This is a genomic window from Paenibacillus sp. MMS20-IR301, assembly GCF_032302195.1.
Taxonomy (GTDB): domain Bacteria; phylum Bacillota; class Bacilli; order Paenibacillales; family Paenibacillaceae; genus Paenibacillus_AQ.
This window is the reverse complement of the sequence record NZ_CP135275.1, coordinates 4,954,765-4,969,968: the sequence shown is the minus strand read 5'-3', so window position 1 is coordinate 4,969,968 and position 15,204 is coordinate 4,954,765. Positions and strand designations below refer to the sequence as shown.

Annotated in this window: 9 protein-coding genes; all 9 read left to right on the top strand. The window is 43.5% G+C overall.

Features of this window, described 5'->3' with window-relative positions; translation table 11 throughout:
* Nucleotides 1-135 precede the first annotated feature (135 nt).
* A complete protein-coding gene (locus LOS79_RS21240; protein WP_315412128.1) occupies nucleotides 136-303 on the top strand; it encodes a hypothetical protein in 168 nt (55 codons plus the stop codon).
* A gap of 4 nt (nucleotides 304-307) precedes the next feature.
* Nucleotides 308-3,634 (top strand): ATP-binding protein, encoded by a 3,327-nt coding sequence (locus LOS79_RS21235; RefSeq protein ID WP_315412126.1) that lies wholly within the window; start codon nucleotides 308-310, stop codon nucleotides 3,632-3,634.
* Nucleotides 3,631-4,239 carry an HNH endonuclease gene (locus tag LOS79_RS21230; protein ID WP_315412125.1) on the top strand — a complete coding sequence of 203 codons (609 nt, stop codon included), beginning with the start codon at nucleotides 3,631-3,633 and terminating at the stop codon, nucleotides 4,237-4,239. Before LOS79_RS21235 ends, LOS79_RS21230 begins: the two co-directional genes overlap by 4 nt.
* On the top strand, nucleotides 4,239-4,616 hold the full coding sequence (locus LOS79_RS21225) for a hypothetical protein (RefSeq protein WP_315412124.1): 378 nt from the start codon (nucleotides 4,239-4,241) through the stop codon (nucleotides 4,614-4,616). Before LOS79_RS21230 ends, LOS79_RS21225 begins: the two co-directional genes overlap by 1 nt.
* A gap of 258 nt (nucleotides 4,617-4,874) precedes the next feature.
* Nucleotides 4,875-6,440, top strand: coding sequence for a limonene hydroxylase (locus LOS79_RS21220; RefSeq protein ID WP_315412122.1), 1,566 nt, complete (start codon nucleotides 4,875-4,877; stop codon nucleotides 6,438-6,440).
* Between the two features lie 39 nt (nucleotides 6,441-6,479).
* The gene (locus tag LOS79_RS21215) at nucleotides 6,480-7,706 is read left to right on the top strand and encodes an RtcB family protein (RefSeq protein ID WP_315412120.1); all 1,227 of its coding nucleotides are present in this window, start codon (nucleotides 6,480-6,482) and stop codon (nucleotides 7,704-7,706) included.
* 1,190 nt (nucleotides 7,707-8,896) lie between these two features.
* On the top strand, nucleotides 8,897-12,082 hold the full coding sequence (locus LOS79_RS21210; protein WP_315412118.1) for a type I restriction endonuclease subunit R: 3,186 nt from the start codon (nucleotides 8,897-8,899) through the stop codon (nucleotides 12,080-12,082).
* 19 nt (nucleotides 12,083-12,101) lie between these two features.
* Nucleotides 12,102-13,730: an HsdM family class I SAM-dependent methyltransferase gene (locus tag LOS79_RS21205; protein WP_315412117.1), complete on the top strand. Its 1,629-nt coding sequence runs from the start codon at nucleotides 12,102-12,104 to the stop codon at nucleotides 13,728-13,730.
* 89 nt (nucleotides 13,731-13,819) lie between these two features.
* Complete coding sequence (locus LOS79_RS21200; protein WP_315412116.1) at nucleotides 13,820-15,055, top strand: restriction endonuclease subunit S; 1,236 nt, start codon at nucleotides 13,820-13,822, stop codon at nucleotides 15,053-15,055.
* The last annotated feature ends 149 nt before the right edge of the window (nucleotides 15,056-15,204 follow it).

The following is a 15,204-nucleotide window of genomic DNA, read 5'->3' as shown; positions in this document are numbered from 1 at the left end:
AGAGTATCAGGCGGAGGCGGTAGTGCTGTTGTTAGTAATAACCGTAGTGGCAGCAACAATTCCACACAGCGCAAAACGTATAGCAGGTATCCGCAAACCTCGACTCTGAGTTACCAGCGACAGAAGTCTCTGGATATGAGCAACAATCGGATTCGCACAACCAGTGTTGTAACAGGCGCTGTCGCAGGCGGCATCGTTGGCGGCACTGTCGTTGCGGTCGCTGGCGGGTCGTTTATTGCAGGTGCTGCTGTCGGGGCGGTTGTTGTTGGAGCAGCGGTATACGTTGTAACAAGCGGGAGGTAGGGGAATGAGTGACTTTGTAGATTTGACCGGCGGGAAGGGGACTGTATCGGTAAGTGACAAGATAGAGCCCCCCTCCCTATCTATGCCTGTAAGCAACGTACCCAGTTATAACACTATGGAACGGCAGCTTGCAGAAGCAAGCTTACTCGTCGATGATATTGTGCTCAAGAATTATTTAACCAAGCTTACGGAGTTTGATATTATTCCGCTTCCCGATAGTCTGAAGCAGATTAGTGATATTCGGCTGTTCAAAATAACTGAAATGGTGTACCAGAATAATGAATATTCCACTTATAAATTTGCTTCTGTGTTCAATGCGGTACAAAATTTGAATTGCGGTGTGTTTATTATTGCCGATAGCAACGGACAGAAAACTGATTTGTATATGGGCATTCGTACGCTTGACGATAAACGGACAACGAAATCACTCAAAGATACTTTAAGAAATGCGCTGCGAGGCCAGTTCCCCGGTGTAAAAACCGAAGACCTTCTCGATTCCGCAGCAGAAGGTTTCCTTGAAAGTATTCCATCCGGGAATATCGCATCGGTCTCGTGTGTCGCCAACAATAAGGATGCGGAATTCACGGATAACGAGCGGTTTATACAGGGGCTCGACAAGCTTGTTCTCGCTATGCAGGGTCAGCGCTATACCTCCGTCATTTTGGCCAAAAGCACGTCAGCCGCCCAGTTAGCAGAATCACGGCGCGCCTATGAGAATATATATACCCAGCTGTCGCCGTTTGCCAATATGCAGCTGAGTTATGGCACGAATACTGCGTTAAATGTTTCAAGTGCCTTTTCACAAGGGACAACAACGGGAACATCGCATTCGACCAACCGCTCGACCCAGACGGGCACCAGCCGTTCAATGAGCTCGACGGTAAATGAATCTGTAACCAAGACCGATACCGCTGCCATGATTGCGAAAGGAGTTGGCGCGGCATTGCTTGGCACAGCCAGCATTGTTGCCGCTCCGCTAACAGGAGGAGCCAGTCTAGCCGCAGCAGGAGTGATTATTGCAGGTCAGGTTGGTCTTAGCGCAATTAATCCTAAGTCAACAACAAAAGGAACCTCTACGAACGAAAGCTATTCCGAAAGTTCATCGGAGTCGTCCGGAGAATCAGATACTGAGAGTGAAGGCTCAAGTGAAAATAATACTAAGACGACGGGCTTAACCGCTGCTACTTCAGACAATCTGCAGCTTACGATGCAAAATAAAACGCTTATGAACACGCTGGAGCGGATTGATTTGCAGCTGAAGCGGATTGATGATTGCGAAAGCCTCGGCATGTGGGAATGCGCAGCGTATTTCTTGTCAGACAGTCAAGAAACTGCAGAGATGGCAGCGGGAACTTACCGGGCATTGATGAAGGGCGAGAAATCCGGTGTAGAGACCTCCGCAATTAACTTCTGGGGGCGTCAGCATACCAAGCAGCTTCCTAGGCTTCGGGAGTACATTACGAATTTTGTTCATCCTCTGTTTGAGTATCGTTCACACTCGGTCAACTTGCCTGTGACAGCTTCGTCGCTTGTAAGCGGGAACGAGCTAGCGATTCAGATGGGGCTTCCACGCAAATCGGTGTGCGGTTTCCCGGTCATCGAACATGCGGATTTCGGACGGGAGGTTGTCAGGTATAATCAGCGCCGCAACCGCGAGAGCAGCTTTATTCTCGGCAACGTGTTCACAATGGGCAGTGAGACGAACACAGAGGTGCGTCTTGACCGTGATTCGATGACAATGCATACGTTTGTGACAGGCTCTACCGGCTCAGGCAAAAGCAATACGGTATACGAAATGCTCCAGCAATTGCGAAATGTGTACGACATTCCGTTCCTGGTTATCGAGCCAGTAAAAGGCGAGTACAAAAACGTGTTTGGGCAGTTTGCTGACGTATCTGTTTACGGTACTAATCCCCAAAAAAATGCTTTGCTGCGGATTAATCCGTTCCGTTTCCCGGCTGACATTCATGTTCTGGAGCATTTGGACAGGCTTGTTGAATTGTTTAATGTATGTTGGCCAATGTATGCGGCAATGCCGGCCATCTTAAAGGAAGCGATGGAACGCTCGTATACTGAGGCTGGCTGGAATTTAAGTGCTTCTGACAATCCGAAAGGCGATAAATATCCAAATTTCGCAGATGTGCTGGAGCAAATTGAGAATGTAATAGATGAATCCAAGTACTCGTCTGACAGCAAGGGGGATTACTCCGGTGCCTTGTGTACCCGTGTGCGGTCACTGACGAATGGATTGAATGGACTTATTTTTACAAGCGATGATTTGACGGATGCCGAGTTGTTCGACAATAACGTCATAGTAGATTTGAGCCGGATCGGATCAACGGAAACCAAGTCGCTCATTATGGGACTGCTCGTTATGAAGCTTAATGAATACCGGATGACCTCCGGCAGAACGAATAGTCCTCTTGAACATATAACTGTGCTTGAGGAAGCGCATGTTCTATTAAAACGTACATCAACCGAGCAATCCGCTGAAAGCTCCAATTTGCTTGGCAAATCGGTAGAGATGCTGGCCAATTCAATTGCCGAGATGAGAACGTATGGGGAAGGATTTATTATCGCTGATCAATCGCCGGGATTGTTGGATATGTCAGTTATTCGCAACACTAACACCAAAATTATTCTGAGATTGCCGGAACGAAGCGACCGGGAGCTGGTAGGGTATGCCGCAAATCTGAACGAGGAGCAGATTGGTGAACTGTCCAAGCTGGAGCGTGGTGTAGCGGCTATTTACCAGAATGATTGGGTAGAGCCTGTGCTGGTTAAGGTGAATAAATGCAATGTAGACGAAAAGCAGTACAACAGCACAGCACATTACACGGCAGTGGATGTCCGGAAGGTGTGGACGCAGATTCTGTCGCTTCTTATTCAGGGAAGGGTGCGTGAACGGCTTGAATTCGATGTAACCGAAATTGAACGCAGTTTGCCTATACTTCAGTTATCCTCGGGCAACACAGAATTTTTGGAGGAGCAAATCTCTGAATATCAATCGGAGGGTCAATTATCTTTATGGGATCCCGCTGAATTCATTAAGCTTTCCCGCCGCATCACTGGCTTGCTTGGTGTGCGTGCGCAAGTCGAAAGCCTGGTGTCCACTTCCGTTAATAATACCGGGCTAACCGGGAAACTTGCCAGACTTGTGAATCAGTTCGTATCCGATGCCTCCGAAGAGGTAACCCTTGCTATAAGCCAATGCTTGATGAAAGACATCAGCGTACAGCAAGAAGAATCAGAGGTGCGTGAACGGATCTATAAGCAATGGATTGATGCTGTAAAGGATAGCTTTGCGAGAAGCGGCGGGGTGAATATATGAGTGTTGCATCGTTTAAAGAGGTCACAGAGATTTCAATAAAAAGGTTTGCCGACTGTCCGCTTGGCAAAATGGCGGAGCATAAGACCTTCGAAAAACCGGAGAGCGAATATGATGCACCGTTAGGCCCAGTGATTGAGAATTTGAAGAATTGTCCGATTGAAGGTAATAATGGACATTGGGACGGTGAACGTGGCAACTCTAAATGGATACCCGACCAGGATTATACCCCGCCTGAAGTGAAAGGGAGAACGCGTTCCAATCCAGAAGGCTTAACCATGGGGCAACTGCTCGACAAATATGGTATAGATGATGGGATTGTCTATAAGGATGGAGAGCCGGATTTTAACGAGGTTAGCAAAGGCACAGTTGAAATTGAGCCGTTCTCTACCGAGCGTACTGATAATTTCGATAAGGCTGATATGGCCCTGGCCAATCAAAAGGACTGTGATCCCAAAGAAGTGGCACAATGGCGTAAAGACAATAACTATACATGGCATGAATGCAAGGATATGAAAACGATGCAGAAGGTCCCTAACGAAATTCATGCGAATTTCACGCATAGCGGGGGAATCTCTGAAGCTAAGAAAGGAATAGGTGAGTTATAATGAACAGTCCGGTGTTTGGTGAGCTTATTTTTAATGTAGGGTGGAAAACTGAAACGGAAATTGTACTGTTTGACAATAACTATAAAGTAATCATCAAAGCGGCAGCATATTTTGAGCAAGATGGTATTACTGCTGAGCAGGAAGCGGCGATTGCTGATTTTGGTGACCACCAACAGGAACGTTTAACAACGGCCGAACAACTGCTGGCCGATTATTCGGAAAGTGACGCGTCTAAGCGGTTCGTTCCGCGCACCTTATTGTTCCAGCGCAATGGCAGCTATGCCTTGCTGCTTGATGACAGAGAAGATGAAGATGGCGGTATTGCTGTTTGTCTTCAACCCACAGTAGAAATTATAACGCAGGATGAGTATCTATAAATCCGTCCATTCATCTACGTGATGAGGTGACGAAGTGAAGAGGATCGGATGAATGGTGAAGGGAGAGCCCGGAGCCAATAAGCCGATCCTTTTTTCTGTTAAGAAGAGCCTTCTCAGTCCTGGATTTAGAGAGTGCTGGATACAATGTGAAAATTGTATTCCAGTTGTAATACTTACGCCATGTTCTTTGCTCCCAAGATAAGCCAATATAAATACAGAAGCGTATCCAAGGAAATACAGGAAGAGGTGCTAGGAACAATGGTTATATTCTTCGATAGAGCGAAGCGGCCGCTATGGGAGGGCAGAACCTCCATTTACACTCATATTAAGGAGCAAGGAGAGTCCGTGGACGGATCGCTGCCGGATGACGAGGAATTCTGGTCCGGTGATACAATCAGATGGGTAGCGGGCGGTTTAGACGGAGCCTTTGGGCATCATGCCGCGCCTGATAAAATGACGGATGAGGCACGGGAGCTGGTTCAGCTGCTGGCGAAGCAATCCAGGAAGCCTAAGAATGCAACAAGAAAGGCTTTGTATGCCAAGCTTGTAAAGACGGATGTAAGCGGGAAGATCGATGCCATTATAGATGAGGTGCGCAAGCAGCCGGGAATTCAGCCGGATTCCGTATTCCTTGAGGGAAAATGGCTGGCGGAGCATGCGGCGCACCGGAATGCCGTCAAATTCGGTATTGCAATGCTAGGGCTTTTTCAGAATGGGCAGGTCAAGGAATTGCTCCTAACGCTGGGGAGACATGAGGAATTTACGCTGTATGCGATGGTAGCGATTCATAATGGAATGGAAGACAGCAATCAGGTGCTATTTGAACTCGCTCATCAGGTCCACGGCTGGGGCAAAATACATATCGTCGAGAGACTTGAGCCTGCAAATCAGAAGATCAAGGATTGGATGCTCCGGCAAGGCTGCCACAATAACATTATGAACGAATATTTAGCCTGTACTTGTGCCAGAAATGGCGGTTTGCATGAGGCACTTTCGGCTGAACGGGTGGATAGCGCTTTACTTCATGGGGCAACCGATATCATCGAAGCGTTATTGAATGGCGGGCCAGCTGAGGATATTGACGATTATGAGCATGCCCCGCAGGTAATATTGGATTACGTGAGGCTCATCCGGGAGGCAGGGTCAACGGCCAAACATCTGTCCGTCATATTTAGCATTCACTACTTCCTGGCTGAGGAGGAGGAGAAGTGGACTGCGCGGAAATCGGCAGGCTGGAGTGAACCGTTAAGAAGCGAAATCCGTGAGGCTTGCGGGTCAATTATGGCCGACGCGAAGTGGATTAGCATTGTTATGGATGCGGCTCGCAGCAGCGATCTAACGGATGCTTACTACGGCGTGGCATGTGCGGAGAAGCTTGGCATGGATATTTGGGATACGCTCTACCATCAGCTTGCGGCTGACCCGCAACAGGATTTCTATTACTATCAGCTGATGAAATCGGATGACCGTGAGCGGATTCACAGGTTCGTTCAATTCGCCAGCGAACACCTTCCCTTACAGCAGATCGCCACGGGTCCCGGAACTGAAATGGGATTCGGCGGGGAATATGCAGCACACAGGAGGCTGGGGGCAATCTTGCAGAGCTTGGATCGGTTCGAGGGGATAGGTGCAGAGCTGATCTTGACTGGCCTTAACAGTACAGTGACCTCCAACCGCAATATGGCGATCATGGCGCTAGAGAGCTGGGACGTTTCCTCCTGGGGAGAGCAACTGGTTCATGCAGTCACTCAGTTATCGGCGATTGAGCCTGAAGAACCGGTACAAGAACGGCTAGCCGGGCTCCGTGAAGCAAAGGGGCTCTAAGCTTGAGCAATATTTATAATGAAGGAGTTGAATCACAATATGGCTTATCAAAATATAGACGGCGTGCGGGTCTGGGGGAATCCCGACAGCGGAGCGCTGGCGCAAGCAATAACGTGTGCGGAAACAGGCAATGTTGTGCAAACCCTGCTCATGGCAGATCATCATAAAGGCTACAGTCAGCCGATCGGCGGGGTGGTCGTATACGATGGGCAGATCTCCCCGTCCGGTGTTGGTTATGATATTGGCTGCGGGAATAAAGCGGTGCGAACCAGTCTGACTGTTGAGGATATCCGGCCCAAGCTGGCAAAAATCATGGACGAAATCGCCCGCAGAATTTCCTTCGGAGTAGGCCGTGTCAATAATGAGCGGGTCGATCATGAGCTGTTTGACGATTCGGACTGGGACGTTTTCAAGGCAGTAGGTAAGCAGGAGCACGACAAGCTGAAAGCGCTGGCCCAGAGTCAGTTAGGCACGGTCGGCAGCGGCAACCACTTCGTGGATTTGTTTGAAGAAGCCGGAACAGGCCGGGTGTGGATCGCCAATCATTTCGGGAGCAGAGGGTTCGGCCATAAGACGGCGAGCGGTTTCCTTAACCTGGCAGCGGGCAGAGACTTTCTGGCTAACGCCCCCGGTGAAAAGATGGACCAACCGCCCGTACTGCTGGGTCTGAGCAGCGAGCTTGGCGATATGTATTACCGGGCCATGAAGCTGGCCGGACGCTACGCCTATGCGGGCAGGGATTATGTGATCCGGCAAGTACTAGTCATCCTGGGAACGGAAGCGGACCTCGAAGTGCATAACCATCATAACTATGCCTGGAAAGAAACCCATAACGGCAAAGAAGTTGTTGTCGTCCGCAAAGGGGCAACCCCGTCGGCACCGGGTCAGGTTGGTTTCATCGGCGGCAGTATGGGCGACATCTCCGTAATCGTTAAGGGAAAAGATAGCATCGAGAACAAAGACTCCTACTACAGCACCGTTCATGGAGCAGGACGAATCATGAGCCGCACCCAAGCAGCCGGCAAAATGAACTGGAAAACCCGTACCCGCAGCGGCGGTCAAATCACGACGGCACGAATGATGGAGGCGGTTCGTGATTTCGGTGTGGAGCTCCGCGGTGCAGGCACGGACGAGAGTCCTTTTGTGTACCGGAAGCTTCAAGAGGTGCTGGATGCGCATGCGGAGACGATTGAGGTTATGCATGTGCTGAAGCCAATTGGTGTGTGTATGGCGGGAGCGGATGAGTTTGATCCGTATAAGGATTGAGACATAGGAACGTGGGGATAGGGCTGCCAGTTTGTCATATTTGGGTAGATGAAAAGAAAGTGCTTAATATTCAGCTTGGATGTCAGTGGAGCTATTTGCTATGAAGGCAACCCGTTAAAGTTAATTGATTATGGAATTAATTTCAAAAGTGACAATACAATATAATGCCCGCGGATCGTCTCATGGGCGAGCTCTATTGAGCTACTATACATTAATGGCGAGCATCTGCCCAAACCTCTTATGATGGTCTGTAGAATTAAGTATGAGAATACTAAATATATTTGGAATGATATTTTATGGTAGAATAGAGCAAAGATTCTACGATTAGAATATAAATATTTTAAGTAAGTGGCCGGTTTTTAGGGGGCAAGGGGATATCTATATCTGATTATCAATTACTCATGCCGCCTTTGCTAAAAACTTGAAGGAGACAAATAGTATAGCCAAAAGCAATCTTTTCTGGAAAACATAAGACGGGCGTTTTCCGAATTACAGATAGGGGCAAGGGGGGGCTTATTCAAAATCCCAACCCAATAAATGTATAGTATCTTAGACAGTTCCTGAAGTTTAAGCAATTCTATTCCCAGAAGTGGAATGAAAATGAAGGTAGAGCCGATCCGGAAATTCAGGATACCAGTATTAGGTTCGATGAAAAGGCGCCTGAGGAATTGCTAGAGTGCAGTTACCAGAGAGTCAGGGGCATGAATTAGCCAAAAACATATTAGGTTCAATAAAAGGATCCACCCCGGTCTCCTTGAAAACTAATGGTTGGGATTCTAGTGAAGATGGGGGTAGGTTGGTTCTCTAATGACACTGGTAAATCCGTTGGGAAACGGCGACGGTGGTATAACGGAATTATTAAGTAAGGCAGATTGGGTATTGATAATATCTACATAAAATTTAATCATTGTAAAAGTACTATGGCTCGAATAGGAAGTTAGAAGTTTCTAGGAGCTTTACAAGGTTACAGGGTTAGAAAGAGCATATTTCTTACAAATTTATCTTTCTTAAGGGAAGCTTACGAGCATATACTTATTTATGTGTAACCTATGCAAACTTAATGACTAATTATGATCTTGTGTCGAAATTTGCCACAAACGAAATAAAGAAATTAGATTCTGATAAATTTTAGCGAGGATTAGGGAAGCTAGATTAGCATATAAGAGACTCTAAGAGGGAGGTTATAACCTATGGTGTTTATCAATATTCCTGATAAATTTAATGAGGCAACTCGTGTTCAAATGCCTGCACTTGTTCATTTAACTAGAGTTGGTTATGAATACTTTGGGAAAATATCCGAGGAAATGGCAGGTGCGTTTTATGACCCCGACACAAACATTTTGAAGGGCATTTTCAAACAACAGTTTTGCACTCTTAATCCAGGTCGTGAAGGAGAGGTAGAACAAACATTACGTACAATTCGTCAAGAATTGGATAATGATGACCTTGGACGTAGTTTTTATAAGAGATTAACAACTATTTCTCCTGTCCGTCTTATAGATTTTGAGCACCCAGAAAATAATACGTTTCATTTTACGGCAGAATTTACTTGCAAACGTGATCAAGATGAGTTCCGTCCTGATATTACATTATTTATAAACGGCCTTCCTCTTGTATTTATTGAAGTGAAAAAGCCTAATAATCATGGTGGCATGGTAGCAGAAAGCGACCGCATGAATCGTCAACGTTTTCCTAATAAAAAGTTTCGTCGTTTTATAAATATTACTCAGCTGATGATATTTTCAAATAATATGGAGTATGATACACAAGGTGGTATTGTGCCTATACAAGGTGCGTTTTATTGTACGGCAGCAAGAGAGGCTTCGCCATTTAATTGTTTCCGTGAAGAGAATATTGGAAATCAGGAAGTTGCCCCTTTTATTAAAAGCTATCCATACATAGAAATTGATAATGATGTTGAGAAGCGAATTCTATGCGATTTTAACTGTCAAGTGATTCATCACGCACCTGAATATCAAACCAATTTAAGTATAAACACTCCTACTAACCGTATTATAACTTCAATGTGTTCTCCAGAACGCTTACTTTTTATTCTTAAATACGGAATGGCGTATGCAAAAATGGAACGTGAGGTTGATGGTAAGATTGAATCAACCGATCAAAAGCATGTTATGAGATACCAGCAGTTATTTGCTGCTCTAACTGTTCGTGAAAAAATAAGCCAGGGCATTACCTCGGGTGTTATATGGCATACACAAGGCAGTGGTAAAACAGCACTTTCCTATCATCTTACTTATGCGTTGTCGGATTACTTTGCAAAACAAAACAAAGTGGCCAAATTCTACTTTATTGTAGATCGACTTGACTTGCTTGAACAGGTTACACAGGAATTTGAGGCTCGTGGATTGGAGGTTAAAACCGCTAACTCTCGCCTTGAGCTAATGACGCAATTCCGTACCAATCAAGCACAAGAAGGGAATAGTGGACAACAAGAAATCACTGTTGTAAACATCCAACGCTTTGCAGAAGATAAAGAAAAGGTTAATTTGCCTGCTTATGCAACAAATTTACAACGCATATTCATCATTGATGAGGCACACCGGGGATACAAACCAGAAGGTTGTTTCCTTGCCAACCTATTTGATGCCGACAAAAACTCTATAAAAATTGCACTAACCGGTACACCGTTGCTAAAAGAAGAGCGTGCTTCGTGGAAAGTGTTTGGAGAGTATCTTCACACTTACTATTATGACAAATCCATACAAGATGGATACACTGTAAAAATTATTCGTGAAGATATTGAAACGTCTTACCGAGAAAAATTGTCGGAAATCTATGAGAAACTTGAATTTTTGGTTGAGAAAAAAGATATTAATAAGAGCCAGATTATTGAGCATGACAAATATGTAAAAGAACTTCTTCGTTATATTATCAATGACTTTAAGAGGTTCCAACAAGTTCAAGGAGACCGCACTTTAGGCGGTATGGTAATATGTGAAACAAGTGAGCAGGCACGAAAACTTTTTGCTTACTTTGATGAAATACAAGGTGAGCTTAATGTTGAAGCGTCAGTAAAAAGTAATTTTAAGGTCGGTTTAATTTTACATGATGCCGATGATAAAGAAACTCGTAAACAGACTGTAAAAGACTTCAAGAAGAATATGAGTATTGATATATTGATTGTGTTCAATATGCTTCTTACTGGATTTGATGCCCCAAGGCTCAAACGGTTGTATTTCGGACGTAAACTTAAGGACCACAATTTACTACAGGCACTTACCCGTGTGAATCGTCCTTACAAAAAGAACCGCTACGGCTATATAATAGATTATGCAAATATTAAGAGGAATTTTGAGCAGACTAATGAAGCTTATTTGAAGGAACTCAATCGTTTTAATGATCCGACCGAAACTGGACAAGGTAATGAAACTGATACTTTTTGTCAAATTATTGAGGATAAAGATGCTCTCATAGCCCAAATGCGGGAAGTAAGGCAAATACTCTTCAATTATACTACTGATAATGTTGAGGAATTTAGTTGCGAAATTTCAACCATAGAAGATAAGATTGAACTTCTTAAGTTGAAAAAGGTACTTATTTCTGCACGAGACTGCTGTAATATTGTGCGTACCTTTGGTGATGATGACCTAAAGGAAGCTTTTGCTCGTCTTGAGATTACAAAACTCCCTGCTATGATTTCAGAGGTACAACACCACATAGACAATATTAATCAAAAGGAAGCATTCTCCAATGATGACACTACCAAAAGACTGGTTAACGAAGCAATGCAGGATATTTCCTTTAACTTTAGCAAAATAGGCGAAGAAGAAATGAAGTTGATAGCTGGCGGTATTGAATTACAGGATAAATGGCAACGTACAATCCGCAACTTCACCGAAAATATAGATCAGGAGAGCACAGAGTTTATTACACTGCGTGATGCCTTTATGCAGCGTTTTAAGGAATACGGGTTTGTGATTGATAGTATTGCTCAATTTAACGAGCATTCCAAGGCACTGGATGATGTTCTGAAAAAACTCGCTGAATTGCAGAAAAGCAATAACGCTCTTCTAAAAAAATATAAAGGAGATGCAAAATTTGCTCGTGTGCACAAGCGTATCCGCGAAGAAAATGAATATCGAAAAGGTATTAATAGAAAGCCAATTGTATCAGTCTACGATGAATCCATTATGAGCGTACTTATTACAATTAAATCCGATATCGACCAAAAGGTATACGATAGGAATGATATACTGAAAAAAGATGCTTATTTTGAGCAAACAGTAATGACACAAATAAAAGAAGGTATGAAAAAGCTCAACTTTGATAGTGACCGCGAAGATCGTCTCTTCATTCAGAATCGTATTACAAAGCAATACCTTAACCAATATAATTCAACATATTCAATTGCATAATAAATAGTCGGAGGAGTATATGGATATTAAAGAGAAAACAATTGAGCTTATTGATGCGTTAAAATCAACCTGTCAAACCTATGGAATGGGGAATGATGGTAATGAGTATAAAATCATTACACAGGTATTCCTATATAAGTTTATTAATGATAGATTCGGCTTTGCCGTAAAGGAAATCAGCCCTGTGCTTTCGAATGCTGAAAAGTGGGAAATTGCCTATGCTGGAATGTCAGAGGATGACAGACTTGATATTCTCGACGAGCTTTCGCCGGATATCCCTCGTTTATATCCACAGCACCTTATTTCAAATCTTTGGAATCAACAAGCAAAAGGTGACTTTGACTTGATTTTTGATAGTACGATGGCCGATATCGCAGATATAAACATGAGTATATTTGCTACACAGACAACTCAGGACACTAAAATTCCTCTCTTTGAGAAACTTACTCAGTATGTTACTGATGATGCACAAAGAGCACCTTTTGCTCGTGCCTTGGTGGATAAGCTAGTTAACTTCTCTTTTGAAGAGGCGGTTGCAAAGCACTATGATTTCTTTGCTGCAATTTTTGAATATTTGATTAAAGATTACAATACTGCTGGTGGTGGGAAATATGCAGAATACTACACTCCACATTCGATTGCCACAATAATGGCCCGTCTCTTGGTTGGAGATAGTTCTGACCTCCATAGCATTGAATGCTACGACCCATCTGCTGGAACAGGTACATTGTTAATGGCACTTAGCCATCAAATTAGTGAAGACCGTTGTACAATCTTTGCGCAGGATATTTCTCAGAGAAGTAACAAAATGCTAAAACTTAATCTCATCTTGAATGGTCTTGTATCCTCACTCGACCATGCTATTCAAGGAGATACTCTCGTTGCTCCTTATCATAAGAGTGATGATGGGCAGTCTTTGCGCCAGTTTGACTATGTTGTATCTAATCCTCCGTTCAAGATGGATTTTTCCGATACAAGAGAAAAAATTGCAGCGATGCCTGCTCGCTTCTGGGCTGGAGTACCGAATATTCCTGCTAAGAAAAAAGAAAGTATGTCGATTTACACCTGCTTTATTCAACATGTAATCAATTCCCTTAAAGCTAAAGGCAAAGGTGCTATTGTTATTCCAACGGGATTTCTTACTGCAAAGAGTGGTGTGGAAAATAAAACCCTTAAACACATTGTCGATGAACACATCGTTTATGGTTGTGTAAGTATGCCTTCAAATGTGTTTGCTACTACTGGTACGAATGTATCCGTCCTTTTTTTTGATAATTCAAAAACTACCGATAAGGTTGTTTTGATTGATGCATCCAAGATGGGTGAGGAATACAAAGATGGTAGCAATCAGAAACGTCGTCTACGTGATTTTGAAATAGACCAGATTGTATCGACGTTTCAGAACAAGGGATCCGTTGATCATTTCTCAGTAGCTGTATCCTACGATGAAATAAAAGAGAAGAAATACTCCCTCTCCGCCGGTCAGTATTTTGAAATCAAGAATGAATATGTTGAATTGACACAGGATGAGTTTAATTCAAAGATGGCAGAATTCACTGCCAATTTGCAGTCATACTTTACTAAAGGAGAGAAATTGCAGTCAGAGATTATGGAACAGTTGCAAAGGCTGCCGGGCATGAGTGAATAGATTCGACCTTGCAGTGCGAAATGGTCATGTGGAGCAACGCTCTTAACTGGTTCATAAAAATATATTGTTTAAGCTATAAGGAGATAGAAATGATTCGAAGAATTCCAATTAGTGATATATGTACAATCTATGACGGCCCACATGCAACTCCTAAGAAAACAGAAATAGGCCCTATTTATTTAGGTATTAATGCAATTACTGCTGACGGGAAATTAGACCCAACTGAGTATGCACACTTATCTGATGAAGATTATGTAAAATGGACTAAGCGCGTTACGCCAAAACCTCTTGATATAGTGTTTTCATACGAAGCCACATTGGGCAGATACGCAATTATTCCAGAAGGCTTCTATGGCTGTCTTGGAAGGCGATTGGCCATTATACGAAATACAAGCAAATATATTGATACAAGATGGTTATACTATTATTTTCGTTCCCCAGAATGGACAGGGTTTATTAATAGTAAGATTATTAAAGGAAGTACAGTAAATCGAATTTCGATTGAAGATTTTCCATCATATACAATACCGCTTATTCCATTTGAAACACAGAAAAAAATAGTTAATGTACTTTTGACTATTGATGAGAAAATCGATACAAATCAAAAGATAAGCGATAACTTACAGAAACAATTAGATTTGCTGTATGACTATTGGTTCACCCAGTTTGACTTCCCAGATGCAAACGGGAACCCATACAAAGCCTCTGGAGGTGAAATGGACTGGAATGAGCAGTTAAAGCGAGAGATACCAAAGGGATGGAAAGATGGGGATTTATATGATATAGCTGACTATATAAACGGGTTGGCTTGTCAGAAATATCGCCCTAGAGAAGGTGAAGATTTCCTTCCTGTAATAAAAATTAAAGAAATGCATCAAGGCATTAACAAAGATACTGAGAAGATTTCAATTAATATTCCAGACAAGAATAAAATAGAGAATGGAGATATCCTATTTTCTTGGTCTGCCACACTCGAAGTAATGTATTGGAATGGTGGTCATGCTGGATTGAACCAACATATTTTTAAAGTTGTTCCTAGGGATTATTTTTCGAAAGAGTATGTATATCACCAGTTATCATCCTATGTTATTAACTTTGTAAGAATGGCAGAAGCCCGTAAAACAACAATGGGTCATATTACATCAGACCACCTATCACAAAGCAAAATTGTAATACCACCCGAAAGTATAATTGATCAGTTTAATGTACTTGGTTCACCTTTGCATAAAAAGATACAAATTTGTATTCAGGAAAACCTAGAGCTCGTAAAACTACGTGATTGGCTCCTGCCTATGCTTATGAACGGTCAGGTCACGGTAGAATAGGGGGGCCTGGTTCAGTGTGTGTCATTCCTTGTTTTGGGTTATACACAGACCAGCACACCGAACCCTAAGATAATAGAACTTAGAAACAAAGGGGCTGCCGCGGCAGCCCCTTTCGAATTATTTGCCGATAGACCCGTTATGGGGAAAAC